General features: G+C 60.9%; 20 protein-coding genes and 1 tRNA gene. 11 read left to right on the top strand and 10 right to left on the bottom strand.

What is annotated here, in order from left to right:
- Positions 1 to 5 precede the first annotated feature (5 nt).
- The 7 genes from JWV26_RS17430 (at position 6) to JWV26_RS17400 (ending at position 8,683) form a co-directional block, all read left to right on the top strand.
- On the top strand, positions 6 to 641 hold the full coding sequence (locus JWV26_RS17430; RefSeq protein WP_206417432.1) for an urea amidolyase associated protein UAAP2: 636 nt from the start codon (positions 6 to 8) through the stop codon (positions 639 to 641).
- Between the two features lie 146 nt (positions 642 to 787).
- Positions 788 to 4,519, top strand: a complete 3,732-nt coding sequence (locus JWV26_RS17425; protein ID WP_206417431.1) for a 5-oxoprolinase/urea amidolyase family protein — start codon at positions 788 to 790, stop codon at positions 4,517 to 4,519.
- 356 nt (positions 4,520 to 4,875) lie between these two features.
- On the top strand, positions 4,876 to 6,342 hold the full coding sequence (locus tag JWV26_RS17420; RefSeq protein WP_206417430.1) for a sensor domain-containing diguanylate cyclase: 1,467 nt from the start codon (positions 4,876 to 4,878) through the stop codon (positions 6,340 to 6,342).
- Entirely contained in the window at positions 6,342 to 6,545 is a 204-nt protein-coding gene (locus tag JWV26_RS17415) for a cysteine-rich CWC family protein (RefSeq protein WP_206417429.1), read from the top strand. The genes JWV26_RS17420 and JWV26_RS17415 overlap by 1 nt, the downstream gene beginning before the upstream one ends.
- Positions 6,546 to 6,548: 3 nt before the next feature.
- Complete coding sequence (locus JWV26_RS17410; protein ID WP_206417428.1) at positions 6,549 to 7,241, top strand: pseudouridine synthase; 693 nt, start codon at positions 6,549 to 6,551, stop codon at positions 7,239 to 7,241.
- Positions 7,242 to 7,636: 395 nt separating this feature from the next.
- Entirely contained in the window at positions 7,637 to 8,524 is an 888-nt protein-coding gene (locus JWV26_RS17405) for an alpha/beta fold hydrolase (RefSeq protein WP_206417427.1), read from the top strand.
- An 85-nt stretch (positions 8,525 to 8,609) separates the two neighbouring features.
- Positions 8,610 to 8,683, top strand: a tRNA-Gly gene (locus tag JWV26_RS17400).
- Positions 8,684 to 8,720: 37 nt separating this feature from the next.
- Here the strand turns inward: JWV26_RS17400 and JWV26_RS17395 are convergent.
- The 7 genes from JWV26_RS17395 to JWV26_RS17365 all read right to left on the bottom strand — a co-directional run bounded on the left by JWV26_RS17395 (position 8,721) and on the right by JWV26_RS17365 (position 12,781).
- Positions 8,721 to 9,734: a phage integrase gene (locus JWV26_RS17395; RefSeq protein ID WP_206417426.1), complete on the bottom strand. Its 1,014-nt coding sequence runs from the start codon at positions 9,732 to 9,734 to the stop codon at positions 8,721 to 8,723.
- Positions 9,734 to 10,981 carry a hypothetical protein gene (locus tag JWV26_RS17390; RefSeq protein ID WP_074940761.1) on the bottom strand — a complete coding sequence of 416 codons (1,248 nt, stop codon included), beginning with the start codon at positions 10,979 to 10,981 and terminating at the stop codon, positions 9,734 to 9,736. Before JWV26_RS17390 ends, JWV26_RS17395 begins: the two co-directional genes overlap by 1 nt.
- Before the next feature lie 481 nt (positions 10,982 to 11,462).
- Positions 11,463 to 11,861, bottom strand: coding sequence for a hypothetical protein (locus JWV26_RS17385; protein ID WP_179545467.1), 399 nt, complete (start codon positions 11,859 to 11,861; stop codon positions 11,463 to 11,465).
- Entirely contained in the window at positions 11,854 to 12,195 is a 342-nt protein-coding gene (locus JWV26_RS17380) for a hypothetical protein (RefSeq protein WP_206417425.1), read from the bottom strand. Before JWV26_RS17380 ends, JWV26_RS17385 begins: the two co-directional genes overlap by 8 nt.
- Complete coding sequence (locus JWV26_RS17375; RefSeq protein WP_160020599.1) at positions 12,188 to 12,403, bottom strand: hypothetical protein; 216 nt, start codon at positions 12,401 to 12,403, stop codon at positions 12,188 to 12,190. The genes JWV26_RS17380 and JWV26_RS17375 overlap by 8 nt, the downstream gene beginning before the upstream one ends.
- Entirely contained in the window at positions 12,390 to 12,563 is a 174-nt protein-coding gene (locus JWV26_RS17370) for an Arc family DNA-binding protein (RefSeq protein WP_092374249.1), read from the bottom strand. Before JWV26_RS17370 ends, JWV26_RS17375 begins: the two co-directional genes overlap by 14 nt.
- Complete coding sequence (locus tag JWV26_RS17365) at positions 12,560 to 12,781, bottom strand: hypothetical protein (RefSeq protein WP_092374246.1); 222 nt, start codon at positions 12,779 to 12,781, stop codon at positions 12,560 to 12,562. Before JWV26_RS17365 ends, JWV26_RS17370 begins: the two co-directional genes overlap by 4 nt.
- A 457-nt stretch (positions 12,782 to 13,238) precedes the next feature.
- Between JWV26_RS17365 and JWV26_RS17360 the strand changes: the two genes are divergently transcribed.
- Complete coding sequence (locus JWV26_RS17360) at positions 13,239 to 13,694, top strand: hypothetical protein (RefSeq protein ID WP_206417424.1); 456 nt, start codon at positions 13,239 to 13,241, stop codon at positions 13,692 to 13,694.
- 53 nt (positions 13,695 to 13,747) lie between these two features.
- Here the strand turns inward: JWV26_RS17360 and JWV26_RS17355 are convergent, their stop codons facing one another.
- Both JWV26_RS17355 and JWV26_RS17350 read right to left on the bottom strand, forming a co-directional pair.
- A complete protein-coding gene (locus JWV26_RS17355; RefSeq protein ID WP_206417423.1) occupies positions 13,748 to 14,599 on the bottom strand; it encodes a GTPase domain-containing protein in 852 nt (283 codons plus the stop codon).
- Positions 14,596 to 15,048 carry a hypothetical protein gene (locus tag JWV26_RS17350; RefSeq protein WP_206417422.1) on the bottom strand — a complete coding sequence of 151 codons (453 nt, stop codon included), beginning with the start codon at positions 15,046 to 15,048 and terminating at the stop codon, positions 14,596 to 14,598. The genes JWV26_RS17355 and JWV26_RS17350 overlap by 4 nt, the downstream gene beginning before the upstream one ends.
- A gap of 480 nt (positions 15,049 to 15,528) precedes the next feature.
- On the opposite strand from JWV26_RS17350, the gene JWV26_RS17345 reads away from it, so the two are divergent.
- Together JWV26_RS17345 and JWV26_RS17340 are read left to right on the top strand one after the other, a co-directional pair.
- Positions 15,529 to 16,662, top strand: a complete 1,134-nt coding sequence (locus tag JWV26_RS17345; protein ID WP_206417421.1) for a mechanosensitive ion channel family protein — start codon at positions 15,529 to 15,531, stop codon at positions 16,660 to 16,662.
- Positions 16,663 to 16,827: 165 nt separating this feature from the next.
- Entirely contained in the window at positions 16,828 to 17,526 is a 699-nt protein-coding gene (locus tag JWV26_RS17340) for an endonuclease (protein ID WP_059390722.1), read from the top strand.
- Between the two features lie 205 nt (positions 17,527 to 17,731).
- Here the strand turns inward: JWV26_RS17340 and JWV26_RS17335 are convergent, their stop codons facing one another.
- Positions 17,732 to 17,929, bottom strand: a complete 198-nt coding sequence (locus tag JWV26_RS17335) for a hypothetical protein (RefSeq protein ID WP_072422714.1) — start codon at positions 17,927 to 17,929, stop codon at positions 17,732 to 17,734.
- A gap of 73 nt (positions 17,930 to 18,002) precedes the next feature.
- On the opposite strand from JWV26_RS17335, the gene JWV26_RS17330 reads away from it, so the two are divergent.
- Positions 18,003 to 19,523 carry a sigma-54-dependent transcriptional regulator gene (locus JWV26_RS17330; protein ID WP_206417420.1) on the top strand — a complete coding sequence of 507 codons (1,521 nt, stop codon included), beginning with the start codon at positions 18,003 to 18,005 and terminating at the stop codon, positions 19,521 to 19,523.
- Positions 19,524 to 19,721: the final 198 nt, after the last annotated feature.

Below are 19,721 nucleotides of genomic sequence, written 5' to 3'. Positions count from 1 at the left end.
CCGACATGAGCCTGACTGCAAGCAACCTGCATCCCGAAACCGCCGTGTTCCGCCACACCATCCCCGCGGGCGAACCCTATCTGTTCGAGGTCAAGGCCGGGCAGACCCTGCGCCTGCATGACCTGGAAGGCAACCAGGCGATCGACACCCTGTTCTTCGCCGCGAAAAACCCGCGCGAACGCTTCGATCCGCAGCGCACCCTGCGCAAGCAGAACAACGTCTACCTGACCACCGGAACAGTGCTCTACTCCAACCTCGGCAAACCGCTGCTGACCATCGTCGCCGACACCTGCGGCCGCCACGACACCCTCGGCGGCGCCTGCGCGCAGGAGAGCAACACCGTGCGCTATGCGCTGGACAAGCGCTACATGCACAGCTGCCGCGACAACTTCCTGCGCGCCAGCCTGCACGACGGCCGCCTGAGCAAGCGCGATATCGGCGCCAACATCAACTTCTTCATGAACGTCCCCGTAACGCCAGAGGGCGGCCTGACCTTCGAGGACGGTATCTCCGCACCGGGCAAGTACGTCGAGCTGCGCGCCGAGACCGATGTGATCGTGCTGATCTCCAACTGCCCGCAACTGAACAACCCCTGCAACGACTGGAACCCGACCCCGGCCGAAGTGCTGGTGTGGGATTGATTGCCTCCCCTCTCCCCAGAGGGGCGAGGGAGCTGAAAAGCAGAATCCCGGATTGCATTCGGGCTACGGAATTTCGACCACGGACGACCGTGGCACATGACGAATCACGGCGGGACGGCCCGCCATGACCTTCGAGGGTCACCCTGATGTTTGAGAAACTGCTGATCGCCAACCGTGGCGCCATCGCCTGCCGCATCCTGCGCACCCTGCGTGAACTGAAGGTCGGTGGCGTCGCCGTGTACTCCGAAGCCGACGCCGCCAGCCTGCATATCCAGCAGGCCACTGAAGCCTTCTCCCTCGGCGACGGCCCGGCCGCGCAGACCTATCTGGTGATCGAGAAGGTTCTTGCCGCTGCCAAGGCCAGCGGCGCCCAGGCCATCCACCCTGGCTACGGCTTTCTCTCCGAAAATGCCGCCTTCGCCGAAGCCTGCGAAGCCGCCGGCATCGCCTTCGTCGGCCCGACGCCGGAGCAACTGCGCGTATTCGGTCTCAAGCACACCGCCCGCGCCCTGGCCAAACAACATGGCGTGCCGTTGCTCGAAGGCACCGAACTGCTGGAAAACCTCGACGCCGCGCTGGTCGCAGGCGAAGCCGTCGGCTACCCGGTGATGCTGAAAAGCACTGCCGGCGGTGGTGGCATCGGCATGCGCGTCTGCCGTTCGGCCGCCGAGCTAAGCGACGCCTTCGAGGCGGTCAAGCGCCTGGGCCAGAACAACTTCAGCGACAGCGGCGTATTTATCGAGAAATACATCCAGCGCGCCCGCCACCTGGAGGTGCAGGTGTTCGGCGACGGCCAGGGCGAAGTGCTCGCCCTCGGCGTGCGCGACTGCTCGGTGCAGCGGCGCAACCAGAAGGTGCTGGAAGAAACCCCGGCGCCGAACCTGCCGGCCGGCATGGCCGAGGAGCTGTGCGCCGCTGCGATCAAGCTGGCCAAGGCGGTCAGTTACCGCAGTGCCGGCACCGTCGAATTCGTCTACGACAGCGAGGCCGAGCGCTTCTACTTCCTGGAAGTGAACACCCGCTTGCAGGTCGAACACGGCGTCACCGAACAGGTGTGGGGCGTCGACCTGGTGCGCTGGATGATCGAGCTGGCCGCTGGCGATCTGCCGCCGCTGAGCCAACTGGCCGTCAACCTGCAACCCAGCGGTCATGCCATTCAGGCTAGGCTGTACGCCGAAGATCCGGGCCGGGATTTTCAGCCCAGCCCCGGCCTGCTCACCGCCGTCGCCTTCCCGCCCGCAGACGGCAAGGCGCTGCGCATCGACACCTGGGTCGAAGCCGGCTGCGAGATTCCGCCCTACTTCGACCCGATGATCGCCAAGCTGATCACCTGGGCGCCAAGCCGAGATGAAGCCTCCAAAGCGCTGGACAAGGCCCTGGCCGACTCGGTGCTGTACGGCGTGGAATGCAACCGCGACTACCTGCGCCAGATCCTCAGCGATGCGCCTTTCGCCAGCGGCCATCCCTGGACGCGCTGCCTGGAGAATCTGGTCTACCAGGCCAGCACCTTCGAGGTGCTCAGCGCCGGTACACAGACCAGCGTGCAGGACTTCCCCGGTCGCCTCGGTTACTGGGCCGTCGGTGTGCCGCCGTCCGGGCCGATGGACAGCCGCGCCCTGCGCCTGGGCAACCGTCTGCTCGGCAACAACGAAGGCGCCGCCGGCCTGGAAATCACCATGAACGGCCCCACACTGCGCTTCAACACCGACGCAGTGGTCGCCGTCACCGGCGCCGAGATTCCCGTCAGCCTCGACGGCATCGCCCAGCCGATGAACACCACCCTGTTGATCCAGGCCGGCAGCACCCTGGCCCTCGGCACCATTGCCGGGTCCGGCGCACGTAGCTACCTGAGCATTCGCGGCGGCATTCAGGTGCCGGACTACCTGGGCAGCAAGAGCACCTTCACTCTCGGCCAGTTCGGCGGCCATGGCGGCCGTGCCCTGCGTGCCGGCGATGTACTGCACCTGCTGCCGCTCGCCAACCGCGAGGCCGGCGCGCAATTACCCGCCGAACTCTACCCCGCCCTGCCGGCCGTGCGCGAACTGCGGGTGATCTACGGCCCGCACGGCGCGCCGGAATATTTCACGCCCACCTATGTCGACAGCTTCCTCGCCACCGACTGGGAAGTGCACTTCAACTCCAGCCGTACCGGCGTACGCCTGATCGGCCCGAAACCGGAATGGGTGCGCGACAGCGGCGGCGAAGCCGGTTTGCACCCGTCCAACATCCACGACAACCCCTATGCCATCGGCGCAGTGGACTTTACCGGCGACATGCCGGTGATCCTCGGCCCGGACGGCCCCAGCCTCGGCGGCTTCGTCTGCCTGGTGACAATCATCGAAGCCGACCTGTGGCAGCTCGGCCAACTCAAGGCCGGCGACAAGGTGCGCTTCGTGCCGGTGGATATCGCCACCGCGCGGGAGTTGGCGCAAAGCAATGCACGTGAATACGCTGAACTAGCGCTTGTCTCCCCTCTCCCGCCTGCGGGAGACGACTACATGGATGCAGGAGGTAGGGCGACGCAGGACGCTAAAGCCGAGGGGCCGGGGGAGAGGGTTCTTGAAAACACCCAAAGCCCCTCTCCCCAGCCCTCTCCCATGAATGGGAGAGGGAGCCGTTCGGTGTTGGCTTCCCCCGTCGTCCTCGATATAGGCGAAACCGACACCCGCCTGGTCGCGCGCCTTTCCGGTGACACGCACCTGCTGCTGGAAATCGGTGCGCCGGAACTCGACCTGGTGCTGCGCTTCCGTGGCCATGCGCTGATGCAGGCACTGGAGGCCAAACAACTGGACGGCGTGATCGACCTCACGCCCGGCATTCGCTCGCTGCAGGTGCACTACCAGCCGGAAACCCTGGCACTGCAGACGCTGCTCGATATCGTCGCCGGCGAGTGGGACGCCGTCTGCGCCGCACGCGACTTGAAAGTGCCGTCGCGTATCGTCCACCTGCCGCTGTCCTGGGACGACCCCGCCTGCCAGCTGGCCATCGACAAGTACATGACCACTGTGCGCAAAGACGCGCCCTGGTGCCCCAGCAACCTGGAGTTCATCCGCCGCATCAACGACCTGCCGAACCTCGACGAGGTCTACCGCACGGTATTCGAAGCCAGCTACCTGGTCATGGGCCTGGGTGACGTCTACCTCGGCGCACCGGTGGCCACCCCGCTCGACCCGCGCCATCGCCTGGTCACCACCAAGTACAACCCGGCGCGCACGTGGACGGCAGAGAACTCCGTCGGCATCGGCGGCGCCTACATGTGCGTGTACGGCATGGAAGGCCCCGGCGGCTACCAGTTCGTCGGCCGCACCCTGCAGATGTGGAACCGCTACCGCGCGGTCGAAGCCTTCGACGGCAAGCCCTGGCTGCTGCGCTTCTTCGACCAGATCCGCTTCTACCCGGTGAGTGCCGACGAGTTACTGCGTATCCGCCGCGACTTCCCGCTGGGCCGCTACCCGCTGCGCATCGAAAACAGCGAACTGGCTCTGGCCGACTACCAGCAGTTTCTCGACGACGAAGCCGATGGCATCGCCGCCTTCCGCCAGCAGCAGCGCGCCGCCTTCGACGCCGAACGCAAGCGCTGGATCGACAGCGGCCAGGCGCATTTCGAAGTCGAGGAAGTGGCCGCCGAACTCGGCGATGACGCCCCGCTGGCAGCCGGCCAACACGGCATCGACAGCCATATCGCCGGCAACCTCTGGCAGGTGCAGGTGGAAGCCGGCGCGCAGGTGCAGGCTGGTGACGTGCTGGTGATCCTCGAGTCGATGAAGATGGAAATCCCGCTCACCGCCCCAATGGCCGGCACCGTGCGCGAAGTGCGCGTGCAACCGGGTTCGCCCGTGCGGGCCGGGCAGCGCGTGGTAGTGCTGGAAGAAGCCTGAAAGCTCGCAGGCGCCTGAACGCTTGCTCCCCCCTCCCCTTTACGGGAGAGGGGTTGGGGGAGAGGGTCAAGACCGCCACGCAACTGGACATCCCGTAGGAAAATCAGCCACCCAGTCAAATGTCGAGACACCAGGCCTGTAGGAGCGGCGCCCCGCCGCGAACCCGCCTGACGCGGATACGCAAAGCCTCGCCCCCGGGGCGGGGTTCCTACGCAAGGCTGCTTTGCTCGCCTTGCCGGATTGGCGTAACCCCAACTTTCATCCGCCCCATATACAGCATCGATCGTGATCACAACTGGCGCTATCCCCTTCCGGCAAGCTAGCATCACGCCATTAGCCCGCTCCCGGATTCACCCATGTCCCTGCGCCCCAAACGGCACACGCAAACCTCGCTGGTGTTACTGCTCCTGTTCCTGCTCGGTAGCGGCTTTCTCACCACCTCGCTGCTGAGCTACTACGCCTCGCGCGACTCGATCCGCGACAGCATCATCAACACCGAACTGCCGCTGACCTCCGACACCGTCTATTCGGAAATCCAGAAGGATCTGGTGCGTCCCATCCTCATCTCCTCGATGATGGCCCGCGACACCTTCCTGCGTGACTGGGTACTGGCCGGCGAACAGGACACCGGACAGATGACTCGCTACCTGCGTGAAGTGCAGGAGCACTACGGCGCCTTCACCAGCTTCTTCGTCTCCGACAGGACCAGCACCTACTACCAAGCCAAGGGCGTGCTCAAGCAGGTCAAGCCGGAAGAGCAGCGCGACGTCTGGTACTACCGCGTACGCGGCCTCAAGGAGCCCTACGAGATCAACGTCGACGTCGACATGGCCAACGCCGACCGCCTGACCATCTTCATCAACTACAAGGTGCTCGACTACGACGGCAGCTTCATTGGCGCCACCGGCGTCGGCCTGGCGGTCGATGCCGTGGTCAAGCTGATCGACGAATACCAGGCGCGCTACGAACGCAGCGTCTACTTCGTCGACACCACCGGGCGCATCACCCTCACCGGCGCCCAAGGCGGACCGATGGGCGCCCAGGTCGGCGATTCACTGGCCGACGTGCCCGGCCTCGACGGCCTGATGGAAAAACTGCCCACGCCGCAAAGCGGCCAGTTCGAGTACCAGGAGCAGGGCCGCGAGCACTTCCTCAACGTGCGCTACATCCCCGAGCTGGAGTGGTATCTGTTCGTCGACAAGCAGGACAAGGCCCTGGCCGGCATCCGCCAGGGGCTCTACATCAACCTGCTGCTGTGCCTGCTGGTCACCGCCATCGTACTGACCCTGGTGAGCCTGGCGATTCGGCGCTACCAGCAACGCATTGCCGCCCTGGCCACCACCGACAGCCTCACCGACCTGCCCAACCGCCGTGGCTTCGACATCCTCGCCGAACAGGCGCTGCAGGAAGCGCAGCGCGACAGCAGCCCGCTGTGCGCCGTACTGCTGGACCTCGACAACTTCAAGCTGATCAACGACCAGCACGGTCATCTGGCCGGCGACCAGGTGTTGCACGACTTCGCCCAGCAACTGCGCGGCACGCTGCGCCAGTCCGACATTCTCTGCCGCTGGGGTGGCGAGGAATTCATCCTGCTGCTGAAGAACACCGACCGCCAGGCCGCCCATGACCTGGCCGAGAAACTGCGCCAGCAATGCGCCGAACAGCGCCATGAAGTCGAAGGCCAGAGCCTGCAGGTCACCGTCAGCCTTGGCCTCAGCCAGTGGCATGCCGGCGAGAGCCTGCACACCCTACTCGGCCGCACCGACCGCGCCCTGTACCGTGCCAAGCAAGCCGGGCGCGACCGCGTCTGCCTAGATCTCTGATGGACGCTCTACACTGCCCGCTATGCGGCAAGAGCAACCAGTGCAGCGTCGCCGCCGGGCGTGACGAGCCCTGCTGGTGCTTCGACGCGCAGATCGACCCGGCTGCGCTGCAGCGCCTGACGCCCGAACAACGCAACCAGGCCTGCCTGTGCCCGGCCTGCGCGGGGGCGCTGAAAGCCACTGAGCCCCGCGAGCGCGATTGAGCCATGCGCCTGGATCGCTTCCTCAGCAACTTCCCCCGCTTCAGCCGCCAGGACAGCCGCCTGCTGATCAGCGCCGGCCGCCTGCGTGTAGACGGTGCGATCGTCCACGACCCGCGCCATGAGGTGCGCGACTTCCAGCGCATCGAGCTGGACGACGAACTGCTGCAAGCCGGACGCAGCGCGCGCTACTGGATGCTGCACAAACCGGTCGGCGTGGTCAGCGCCACCGAGCACGACGAACACCGCACCGTCCTCGATCTGCTCGACGAGCCGGACAAGCACGACCTGCACTTGGCCGGCCGCCTCGACCTGAACACCAGCGGCCTGCTGCTGCTCACCAACGACGGGCGCTGGTCGCGGCGCATCACCCAGCCGCAGCAGCGCAAGCCCAAGGTCTACCACGTCACCACCGAACAGCCGATCACCGCCGAGTACGCCGAGGTCTTCGCCCATGGTCTGTACTTCGCCTTCGAAGACCTCACCACCCTGCCCGCCCAGCTCAAGGTGCTGAGCAGCCACCAAGCCCGGCTGACCTTGTTCGAAGGTCGCTACCATCAGGTCAAGCGCATGTTCGGCCACTTCCGCAATCGCGTCGTCGCCCTGCACCGCGAAAGCATGGGCGAAATCGTTCTCGACCCGCAGCTCGCCCCCGGCCAATACCGCGCACTGACGGATGCCGAAATCGCCAGCGTTTGATCGCCATCCTGTGCCTGAATCTGACTACCCGACCAACGGCAGCGCCAATCGGCTACAAAGATGTGACTCACCCTTGCGTGGCTGCAAGGTAACTGCTTGAATCGAGCCATAAGTCTTGAGATGACCAACCGGTCACTACGAGACAGCTATACGTTCTTTCAGTTGCTGGCGCTCTGCGCCGACTGGATTCCTGCCTGGTAACACCGCCCTCTCCAAGGCCTTGAAAAAGGTCCGGAGCGCTCGCCTGTTTCGATCCTAACTGCTTGAAATTCCGATACTTATAAAAATCTCCAGCCTGACATCATGCTGTCACGCTCAGGCGCTTTTCTGACTGCTCAATCAAATGCGAACGGCCGCCCGCTCGCCTTGACACACTTGCGCCAGGAGGAAACGACATGAGGCCAGAAACCGCAGTCGTCGAGATCAACAGGAAGCACAAGGTTCACACGGAGTTCTACGGCAACCCGGCAGCAAGCAAGACCATCATCCTGGTCAATGGCTCTCTGGCGACCACCGCCTCGTTCACGCAAACGGTCAAGTACCTGCAGCCGCAATTCAATGTGGTGGCCTTCGACCTGCCCTATGCCGGCCAGTCGAAACCACACAACAGCGACTTCACGCCCATCACCAAGGAAGACGAAGCGGCGATCCTGCTCCAGCTGATCGACCACTACGGTGCCAACTACCTGATGTCCTTCTCCTGGGGCGGCGTCGCCTCCCTGCTCGCCCTGGCCCAACGCCCGGCGACGCTGGAAAAGGCCGCGATCTGCTCCTTCTCGCCGATCCTCAACGTGCCGATGCTCGACTACCTGCACAAGGGCCTACGCTTCCTTGGCTCGGTAGACCGCGACAACGTCGCCCTGCTGGTCAACAGCACCATCGGCAAGCACCTGCCGTCGCTGTTCAAGCGCTTCAACCACAAACATGTCAGCACCCTCGACGAGCACGAGTACCGGCAGATGTACGCGCACATCAAGCAGGTACTGAACATGGAAGCGCACTGCAGCAAGGAATGCCTGCAAGCCATCGACATCCCGCTGATATTCGTCAACGGCGACCGCGACGAATACACCTCGGTGGAAGACGCCTGCCTGTTCGCCCAGCACATCGACCACGCCCAGTTCGCCGTGATCAACGACGCCGGCCACTTCCTCGACATGGAACACAAGGCCGCCTGGCTGCAGACCCAACGCGTGCTGCTGGACTTCTTCAACGCCCCCAGCAAACGCCTGCAACTGCCGACGCGCGGCGAGCTGCAGGAACTGCAGGCCATGGCCATATGAACCGGCCCAGAGGCGAACCGGCCGCACGACAAGCGCCGGTTCGCCCTTCATTTCCCCGCCGAGTTCCGGTATAAAGGCACCCGCTGCGGGTGTCGTATAATGGTAATACCCTAGCTTCCCAAGCTAGAGCCGTGGGTTCGATTCCCATCACCCGCTCCAAAATCGCAGCTTTAAGGCCCTGTTTTTACAGGGCTTTTTAGTTTCCGGGTTTTGGAAGTGTCGACAAAGTGTCGAAGATGGGATTCAGCCGCACCGCGTCCTGTAGGTGATCGGGTGACAAGTGTGCATAGCGCATGGTCATCGTCACGGAAGAGTGTCCAAGCACCTTCTGCAGCGTGAGGATGTTGCCACCGGCCATAACGAAGTGACTGGCGAACGTGTGCCGCAGAACGTGCGTGGCTTGTCCGGCCGGGAGCGTGATCGAGGTCGATTGCAGCACACGACTGAAATGCCGAATGCAGTTCGGGAACGCCCCGTACTCCTTGAAGTAGTCCAACAGCATCCGCTCCAGGGCAGGCGCGATCGGCACGGTTCGTGTGCGTCTCGACTTGGTATTGGCGAAGGTCACGGCGCCATTCTTCACCCTGGATGGCACCAGCCCCTGAGCCTCACCCCAACGTGCCCCGGTGGCCAGACAGACGCGAGCGATCAGCGCCATATGCGTGCAGTTCGGGTAGTTGTCGAAGGCCTCCAGCAGCTCGGTTATCTGTTCCTGGGTCAGATACGACAGCGGGCGTTCCTGCAGGCGTAACGGACGCACCTTGGCCAACGGGTTCGGGTAGTCGATATCACCCAGGCGATGCAGCTCGTTGAATACCGACTTCACGTAGCCCAGGCGATTGTTCAGCGTCTTGCCGTTGATGCCCTCAGCCAGCAGCTTTCCACGCAGGGTGCAGAACTGGTCAGCGGTGAACTTGGCTGCTATCGGGTCGCCCAGGTCGCGGGCGATGTTCCGCAGTACATGCTTCAAGCGCTTGGAGTCGGCCAGGGTGTGGCCGTGCAGATCGTAATAGCGGGTGAACACCTCAGAGAGCTTGCGGCGGTCCTTTGGCTTGGGTGCCCAATCGGGCGTTTCCATCACCTTGGCCCTGCAGGACGTTTCGAACCGTTGCGCCTCAGCCTTGGTCTTGAACGTCTTGCGGAAGCGCCGCCCCTTGATGGGTTCTACATCGACCTTCCAGCGCCCGTCAGGCTGTTGAATGATCGCCATCAGATCGCCCTGCCCCACCTGACGTGTCGTTCCTCCAGGATGTTCTTGAGGTGCTTGTACAGCCCATCCTCATCCATCCCCTTGGCCGCGTAGTGGTCACGAATCACCGGCCAGCATTCCCAATCCTTGAGCCGGTAAAAACCCTTTCTAGCGCCCACTCGCTCCCGTGCCAGCAGGCTTACGAAGTTTCCCAGGAATAACTCGACGTTCTTGCCCGAGAAGCCCCGAGACGTCTTGTAGTTGCGCTTGTATTCGGTGTCATCGAGCAGTGAATCGACCGGCAGATCGACGCGGGCGTCTTCACGTAGCAGGGTCCAGATCGGTTCGTAGTACCCAGGGCGAGCCAGCAACTTGAATTGCTGCATGCCGTAGCGCCACAGGCCATCCAAGTGCGGTGTGAAGGCGGCGTAGCTGTTCGTATCGATGGCGTTGCCGGTGTGCAGATCGACGGAGCCAGAGGCAAACTGTTGGATCACCGAATGGTGGTAACGCAGCTCTACGCGCCAGACGGTCTGATCCCGGTTGTAGTTGTCCGGATCGCCTTCGTCGAAGCTGTCACGACGCCGCCAGACGCCTTCCCAGTAGTCGAGCTTGTCGGTGGCCTTGGCCTGCTCGGTTTTGTTGTAGATCGCCAGCTGGACGCCACCAGCAGAGCCGAACATGTAGGTCTCGCCACGGCCGTAGACGCTGCTTTTCGTGTCCCAGGTGATTTCCTTGATGCCGGAGATATCACGGGCCGAGCGGGCGCGGCAGTGCATGCGGGCGACCAGATCAGCGGGCGGTTGCCAGCCTTGAACATCCAGGGCGAGATGGACCGCGCATTGGTTGCGTTCAATGTGGGTGAGGATCTGCTCGGCGTAGAAATCCATGCGGGCCTGGAGGCGCTCGGGCGACAGACTGTCGATGGCATGGGGTGACACTTCGATTTTCAGGTGTGGGCCGATGTTCTCGACTTTGGCATTGTAGTTCTTGAGCAGCAGCACGAAGCCCAGGTCGGCGTTCTGCAGCTTGTACTGGTAGCCTGAATCCTTGCTCACTCGGCCTGCATGCCAACGCTCCCCCGCGAAGTCGACGATGGTGCCGGGTTTGTCGAACAGGCACAGCAGCTCCGGCCGGAGCAGGCCACGGTACAACTGGCGAACGGTATCGACGCCGCAGTGCAGCAGGCGGACTTTCGACAGGTCAACGATACGGGCGTTGCCCGGGTCTACGAACAGCCGGCCAGTCGCATCCTCACGTGCCAGCATGTCGAGTCTCAGGAAGTCTTTTGGCTTTTTCACTTGGTCACCTATTGCTGATTACTGCGGAAGTTTTCGTCTTACTTTCTGACGTGTTACAGGAGCGTCAGCGGGCCGGCGGCGCGCACCCGCGCTCGTGCCTCGCACGCAACCCCACCGCCGGCCCGCATCCTTCGTCTGTCACTGTCCAGGCGCTCGGCGAGGGACTTCCTGGGCTCATCATGGAGACCCAGTTATTCCCCCAGGCGGACAGCAGCAGGTAGAGGATCAGCGCGAGAAAACCCGGCAGGGTTTCAGGTGTGGGCGGGAGCAGGTGCAGGCGCGAACGCCCAGGATCAGACGTGGAGGTTGTGCGGCACTGGCGGGCGTTGAAGATCAACACCAAGGGCTTTGCCCTTGTCATCCCACTCTTGCCGCCGAGGGCTCGGGAGCGCGGGGTGGTGAAGCTACCCCACACTCCCGTGGTCAGGCTTGTTTTCATGGCGTGGGGTCAAGGGTGCGCTGCGCCCGTGCTTCCGTTCGCCGGAACGGTGGAGCTGTTCCGACGAGCCGGGAGCGCGGCCCCTGACCCGGAACCATCGGCGGAATGGGTCAGGGTCATGCGGCCCAGTACGTTGCCGGAACCATGCCGGTCGCGGTACCGCATCGCCCTGATAGAGCAAATGTCGTCGAAGTAGAACTCGTTCGGGTTGCGCGTGCTGGAGCTGAGTTCGACACCCAGGAAGCACGGGGCGCCTTGCATATCCGGCGTAGGGATCAGCACGCCGACAATCTGGATGCATTGCCAGAAGGATTCCGGCTCAGCATCCCAGGCGGTTTCGACCAGTACGGTCTTGCCGACGTAGCTAAGAGCCGTGGCCGTGTCGAGCTGGATACGTGGCTTACGCATGGCTGCACTCCCCTTCCTTGGCTTGGCTGTGAAGCACTTGCGGCAACGGCAGGCGGCCCAGCACCTTGGCGGGAGCGTGACGGTCACGGACAGCCCGAATGGTGTGGATGCTGTCGAAGTAGATTTCGTCTGGAAAATCAGCGCTGCCGATAACAGGGAGGGTCAAGAAGTACCCCACTTCGTTAACGCCCTGGACTGGCACTACCACCCCAACGATATGTTTGAAACGCCAGATAGGTTCCGGGTCTCCCTCCCATACCAGTTCGACAAGAACGGTCTGGCCGATGTAGCCGATAGCGGTGATAGGGTCGAAGGTGAGAGTCGGGCTAGACATGGGCGTAGTCCCCCGCCTTGAACACGGTTTTGCCCTTCTCCAGATCAGCGCGCAGACGGGCAAGGTTGACCATGCGGAAGTCGGCCAGCTTCATGCTCGGGATGGTCTGGCTGTCTACCCAGTTGATGACCTCTTCGACCGTTACGCCGCTTAGATCGGCGAAGGTCTTCACGCTGCACAGATCGAGGCTTTCGTCAGGCTTGCTCATGAGTGCCCTCCTTGGCGGCTTTGTCCTGGGCGTAGCTCGCTTCCAGGCGAATGACGACTTCCGAGTTCATCGAACGACGCGAGGCGAAGGCGGACTGTTCGATCTTGGCGCGCAGCTCGGGCGGTACGCGCAGCTTGAATTGCGGGTCTGTTCGGCTCACAGCGTCCACTCCTGTTCCAGAAGCTGCTGATGCAGCAAGGCCACGTTGACCATGGTGCGCTTGCCGACCTTCTGTGAAGGCAGGTAGTTACGCTCCACCCAGGTGCGGACAACGACGGGTTCGTCGCCCATGCCGATCCATTCAGCGAACTTCTGCCACGGCATCAAGGGCGGTGCGCCGTGCAGCTTTTGGGGGTCAAGACCTTCAGGTGGTAGCATCAGCTTGCTCCGCTATATTCCGCTTTATCTTGCATTAGATGCCTTACACATATTGCAAGGCGCGGACAAAATATAAGCCAAGCCCCCACACATAAACCACCACTATGTGCAAGCTTTTTAGATGCTTTCGGAATGATAAGAGAAAGATTGATATCCGTATGGGATAAGGAAAAGCTTTCGGCCCCTAAGCTTGAGAAGCTGACAGGCATAGACCGCAGCAGCTGGTATCACCTGAGAAACGGAAAGCGGCGCGCCAACGAGCAGGACATTGAGGCCATCGTGCAGATGTTCCCCCAATACGCCTTCTGGATCGCGAGCGGACAAATAGCGCCCGAGATTGGCCAGACCAGCCCAGACTACGACGAAGCCAACCGAAACTTGAGCCAACCCAACGCGGGATAGCGATCACTCAGGAAGCAGCTAGGCGCTGGTACGCCCGAAAGGAGCTCGGTAAACCATGAAGAAACTGATATGCACCATCCTGTGCCTGATCGCGGTAACGCAGGCCAATGCAGCCGAAGAAGTGGCCTTCTACGTCGGACAAGCCCATGACGAATGGGCTTTCAAAGTAACAGGCAAAGGCCGAGCGCTAGCAGGAAAGAGCCTTATCTATACAAGGCTCGACGAGCTGCAGATCGTAAACAATCCAAAACACTCAAAAACCAGATACATAGAGAGTGTTGAAGTCGCCTACGCCTATATCAACAAAGACGGAGTATGGGACTTCAAATCGGTTGATAGCTTTCACCCCATCAATAAGAACGTGCGCCCTGGGGAGAAACTGATAATCAAAGATCTTGAAGCAGGAATGAACTTAAACAATCAAAGAGCCAGCGACTACTGGGTACTCGTAACCCTTTGGCTAAGCAAAAAAGAAACTGTACACGCTCACTCCCGTAGAGATATCTTTTAATATATGCCTCATAAATAAGCTACGGGACAGCCCCTTGTATACGTTTGTTGACTTCATCTTGGCAGAACACCTCTCAACAGATCATCCATTCCTTGACGAACCCCTCCTCGTTCTCTAGTTCGTTGATAAGCGCTAGTAAAAACAACGCGAAAATAACGAGATTCTGATTCAAAGTATCGGATTAACTCTGAATACTCATCAGTAATGCTGTCTTTTTTTCTTTCAGAAAGTAGATCTAATTTAGAGAACACAAGCACAACTGGCTTTCTCGAAAGCTCGAACTCTCCGTCATAATGATGATCTTTAAGCTTCTGCCAAGATGCCCTAAACGCACTTGACACATGCGCCCTATAGCTTGCACTAATGTTGTCATCGAGCACTTTACCGAGATCAATGACGAATACAAATGCATCGGCCTCCATTGCCCATTTGAAATATGATGATTCGTGAAGCCATCGATCACTTTCTGCGGCAAATTTTTCGGTATCCTCCCCAGGAAAGTCACCAACTTCAAATTTGTATCTTTTGGAAAAAAAACCTCTCCCCAATCTTAATTCAGCACGATAGGCAAACAGGTCTTGATCTGTAGTTGGTCCTAAGGTCTCACCGTTTTCGAGCCGTGCAATATCTTCGTTCACTCTATTAATTGTGGATTCACCTCTGGGCGTGATGGAGACAAAATTAATATTTCTTGCAAAAACCTCTGCAAATAGAGAAGTAATTAAAGTTGTTTTGCCAGACCTAGGGAAACCGAGTATCGCAACACTATGGGCAATTGGTAATTTTCGTCTAGCTGTGATCGATAGCACTATAGAAAATGTCAGCGCTACAATTGCGCCAACAACAGCCGAAGGAAAACTTCCGCTTATTCTTTCAATAAGAAATATTAATTCACTATCACTCATATAACAGCCTTAAGCTTGTAGCTTCTCTGTGTGAAAAATGAAGAAATCACAGGAACCGAGGCCCCAATCAAAACAATTAAATCAAAAGTGGATTTTATATTTTTCACATCTATTGGAGGGATAGATTCACTTAGCGCAGTCAGTAGAACCAAAACCCCAAATGCAACAAAACAAACAATACCAAGTATATTAAAGTAGTGAGCAGTACCTATAGCCCGCTCTTGCTCGTCGTCACTAGGAATGATGGGCTTGTATGAAAACAAGCTTTGACTAACAAAAAGACAAATTAGCCCGCTTGATATTGCCAAAGTAGTACTACTAAAAGTAGCCAAGCTTAAGTCGTTGTTAAATACAACAAACCGAATTCCACCTTCTATCAAGAAAGGGCATAGTGGAAAGACAACATGTATGATCAGCCAAGCCCCTGTCGATGGCTTTTTTACTTCCATAAACCACAAGCTTCCTATTTAAAAAAGGGGGCAGATTTAATTGTGCACCAAATACGACTATGGAGGTTATATTTCGCTCTCCTACCCATATCCCCCCCTTACCGTTACGTGCGCTGGCCAAACGCTACCGCCACAGCCTCCCGACTGTCTAGCTATGCTGTCGAAAAAGTGTCGAAATCACTGCAAGGCATAGCGGAAAAATGCCGTAGTGGCTGGGCCGGCAGGCCAGTAAAGCCGGGCTTTGCGGATCACAGCGGGTGGCTGGAAAGGGTTCGATTCCCATCACCCGCTCCAGACAGCAAAGAAAAAGCCCCGTAATCACTGACGGGGCTTTTTCGTTTTACTACTCCAGTTTTTACTTACTGCCACGGCCTCTTCTCCTGCGGGTTAAAGTCATCCTAACCACTCACCCATTTCCCCGGAACTTCTGCCCCCCAACGCCACCAGAACCCTATACGTCTTTTTCTGGAGGCCCCGGCGATGGAACAGTGGAATATCTGGCTCGAGCGCGATCTCTGGCTCAACGTGGCGATCGTGGTGGTCGCCACGGCGCTGATCTACAGCGTGCTGCGTACCCTGGTGAACACCCTGCACAAGCGGCTCAAGGCCTGGTCGAAGGATCAGGACGGCAACTGGCAGCACTTCGTCGCCATGGTGATAGGGCGTACCAGCCGCGTGCTGCTGCTGGCCTTTTCCCTGTTGCTGGCGTTGCGTCTGCCAGAGTTGCCCGGCAGTTGGCACAGCGCGCTGAGCCATACCTGGTTCGTCGCCCTGGCCCTGCAGGTGGCGCTGTGGGTCGATACCGGCGTGCGCCTTTGGTCGCGCAGCCTGGTGATGGGCAAGAACGGTGGCAGTTATAACCCGGTGATGACCACCATCATCAGCATCATGATCCTGATCGTGGTGTGGTCGGTGATGCTACTGTCGATCCTGGCCAACCTGGGGGTGGATATCACCGCCCTGGTGGCCAGCCTGGGTGTCGGTGGTATCGCCGTGGCGCTGGCGGTGCAGACGGTGCTCAGCGATGTATTCGCGTCGCTATCGATTGGCGTCGACAAGCCATTCGAGATCGGTGATTTCGTGGTGTTCGGCGAAGTCGCCGGCTCCATCGAGCATATCGGTCTGAAGACCACGCGTATTCGTAGCCTCAGCGGTGAGCAGGTGGTGTGCGCCAACGCCGATCTGCTGCGCCAGATCGTCCACAACTACAAGCGCATGAATACTCGCCGCATCGTCTTCAAGTTCGGCATCAATTACGACACGCCCAGCGCCAAGGTGCGTCAGGTGTCGGAAAAGGTCGGCGATATCATCCGCGCCACGCCCAAGGCCCGCTTCGACCGCGCGCATTTTCTCGGCTTCGATGAAAGCCAGCTGACCTTCGAGGTGGTCTATATCGTGCTCACCTCGGATTACAACCAGTACATGGACATCCAGCAGGAGATCAACCTGCAGTTGCTCGATGCCCTGCGCGAGCTGGATGTGCGCTTCGCCCTGCCCCGTCGCGATTTGCGTCTGGTGGGCGAGAGGATGCCGGTGCTCAAGGTCGCCGGCCTGCCGCAGCAGTTGGAGAATGAGGGCAGCGACTCGGATCAGCGCTTGCCGAAGTTCAGCTAATTGCAAAGGCCGGAGGGCGTCAGTGCTGTTTGCAGGCTGACGCCCTGAGCAGCAGCCAATGCGCCAACCAGCCTGCAATAAAGGCTTCTAGCCATCACGCAAGTGCTTGAAAACCTTAAATTTCTATCTTCCCACCGACAGCGGTGACGGCTACTCTGCCGCCCCATGATTCGACGCCTACTACCCCTGCTCTGCTGTTTCACAGCCCTTTCCCTGCACGCCGCACCCGCCACTTTCGCCGAGGCCAAGCGCCTGGCCTGGCCGCTGTATGAGCAGCAGTCCACCGAGTTCTATTGCGGCTGCAAGTACAGCGGCAATCGGGTCGATCTGCGCTCCTGTGGTTACACGCCGCGCAAGAACGCCAATCGCGCCCAGCGCATCGAGTGGGAACATATCGTCCCGGCCTGGGTGATCGGTCATCAACGTCAGTGCTGGCAGAAAGGCGGCCGCAAGAACTGCGCGGCCAACGATGCGCAGTTCCGCAAGGCCGAAGCCGATCTGCACAACCTGGTCCCGAGCATTGGCGAGGTTAATGGCGACCGCAGCAACTACAGCTTTGCCTGGCTGCCGCAGAAGCCGCATCAATACGGCCGTTGCGAGACGGTGGTGGACTTCAAGGCGCGCAAGGTGATGCCGCGCCCGGCCATTCGCGGGATGATCGCGCGCACCTATTTCTACATGTCCGACCGTTACAAGCTGCGCCTGTCGAAACAGGACCGGCAGCTCTACGAAGCCTGGAGCAAGGCGTACCCACCCAAGGTCTGGGAGCAGCAACGCAACCAGCAGGTAGCCTGCGTGATGGGCTGGGGCAATCCTTATGTGGGCAAGGTGGATATGAGCCGCTGTGCGCGCAAGCGGGCTTAGGGCGCAGGATACGAAGGGTCGCGGCTGAAGCCCCTCCCACAGATGCGGGAGACTTGTGGGAGCGGCTTCAGCCGCGATTAGAACTTCTACCGCTGCCCAAACCGCCCTGATGCTTTTGTCCGGCACATCGTTCAGATGCAATCCGGGACGCTCACAGCATCGCGGCTGAAGCCGCTCCTACGGGTGTGCGTTGCAGCGTGGCGGGCTACGAAAGGCGCTGTAACTCGCGCCGCACCATGTTGGCGAACTCCGGTGGGCTGAGCTGGTAAAGCTCCTGCGCCACCCAGGGTAGCCAGCGCCCTTGCAGCTCGGCCTTGCGCGCCAGCAGGCGCTGGGCCTCGGCTTCGGCGCGGGCCTGGTGCTCGCGGTGGTAGTCGGCGCGGCTCGGTTTTTCTGTGCTCACAGCGCAGCCCTTTTCCTCATATCGAGCAGAGCAGGCATAATCGCCGCCTGTTCGCCCATTTCGACCGTCATCAATGCGCATCCACGTCAGTTTCATCGACCGCGTCGGCATCACCCAGGAAGTCCTGGCGCTGCTTGGCGGGCGTAATCTGAACCTCGATGCGGTGGAGATGGTACCGCCAAACGTTTATATCGACGCACCGACCCTCAGCGCGGCGGTGCTCGAGGAACTGCGTGGCGCGCTGCTGCAGGTGCACGGCGTGCAGAGCGTGGAAGTGGTGGACATTCTGCCCGGCCAGCGCCGCCGCCTGCAGCTCGATGCCCTCCTCGCGGCCATGCCCGACCCGGTGCTAGCGGTGGATGATCGTGCCACCGTGCTGCTGGCCAACCCGGCGCTGGTGGATATGTGCAATCGCCCCCCCGAAGGCCTGAGCATCGCTGCGCTGTTCGCCGATGACGCGCTGCAACAATCGCTGCTCGCCGCCGGCTTCCATCAGCCGCTGCGCGAGGTGCATTTCGCCGGCCAGCCGCTGCTGCTCGATGCCCAGCCGATCACCGAGGACGGTCGCCTCACCGGCGGCCTGCTCACCCTCTATGCCCCGAGCCGCATGGGTCAGCGTTTGGCTGCACTGCATCATGACCATGCCGAGGGCTTCGACTCGCTGCTTGGCGAGTCGGCACCGATCCGTGCCCTCAAGGCTCGTGCCCTGCGTGTAGCCTCGCTGGATGCGCCGCTGCTGATACACGGCGAAACCGGTACCGGCAAGGAGCTGGTGGCTCGCGCCTGTCATACCGTCAGCGTGCGCCGCACTGCACCGTTCCTGGCACTTAACTGCGCCGCCCTTCCGGAGAACCTGGCCGAGAGCGAGCTGTTCGGCTACGCCCCTGGCGCCTTTACCGGCGCCCAGCGCGGCGGCAAACCGGGGCTGCTGGAGCTGGCCAACCAGGGCACGGTGTTTCTCGACGAGATCGGCGAGATGTCGCCCTATCTGCAGGCCAAGCTGCTGCGTTTTCTCAGCGACGGTAGCTTCCGCCGCGTAGGTGGCGACCGCGAGGTGAAGGTGGACGTGCGCATCCTCAGCGCCACCCACCGTGACCTGGAAAAGATGGTGGCCGAAGGCAGCTTCCGTGAGGATCTGTTCTACCGACTCAATGTGCTCAACCTGGAGGTGCCGCCGCTGCGCGAGCGCGGCCAGGACATCCTGCTGTTAGCCCAGCACTTCATGGCCCAGGCCTGCGCGCAGATCCAGCGCCTGCCCTGCCGCCTGGCGCCCGCCACCTTCCCGGCGCTGTTGGCCGGGCGCTGGCCGGGCAACGTGCGCCAGTTGCAGAACGTCATCTTCCGCGCCGCCGCCATCTGCGACAGCAACTGGGTGGAGATGGATGACCTGGATATCGCCGGCACCGAAGTGGCGCCGAAGGTGGAAGGGGAAGTCGCCAGCCTGGAACAGGCCATGGACGAATACGAGAAGGCGCTGCTGGAAAAGCTCTACGACAGCCACCCCTCCAGCCGCCTGCTGGCCGCACGCCTGGGCACCTCGCACACCGCCATCGCCAAGCGCCTGCGCAAGTACGGGATTCCTGGCAAGCACTGACCCACTCGCCCTACGCCATCGCCCAGCACTGTAGAGTGGGTTAGGCGCCTGTCTTAGATACGAAAATCCCGCAGGGTCAGATGCTCCATAACCCACCATCGGCGCAACGCGGAAGATCGCTCGGTGGGTTACGCAGCGCACCACCACCGCGCTGTCAGATCGTTCATCGATCAGCGCCGCTAACCCACCCCACAGTTC

Origin of the sequence: Ectopseudomonas toyotomiensis, from assembly GCF_017167985.1 — a bacterium.
GTDB lineage: Bacteria > Pseudomonadota > Gammaproteobacteria > Pseudomonadales > Pseudomonadaceae > Aquipseudomonas > Aquipseudomonas toyotomiensis.
Note: the sequence above shows the minus strand (reverse complement) of the source record. Positions and strands in the feature narration are given on the sequence as shown.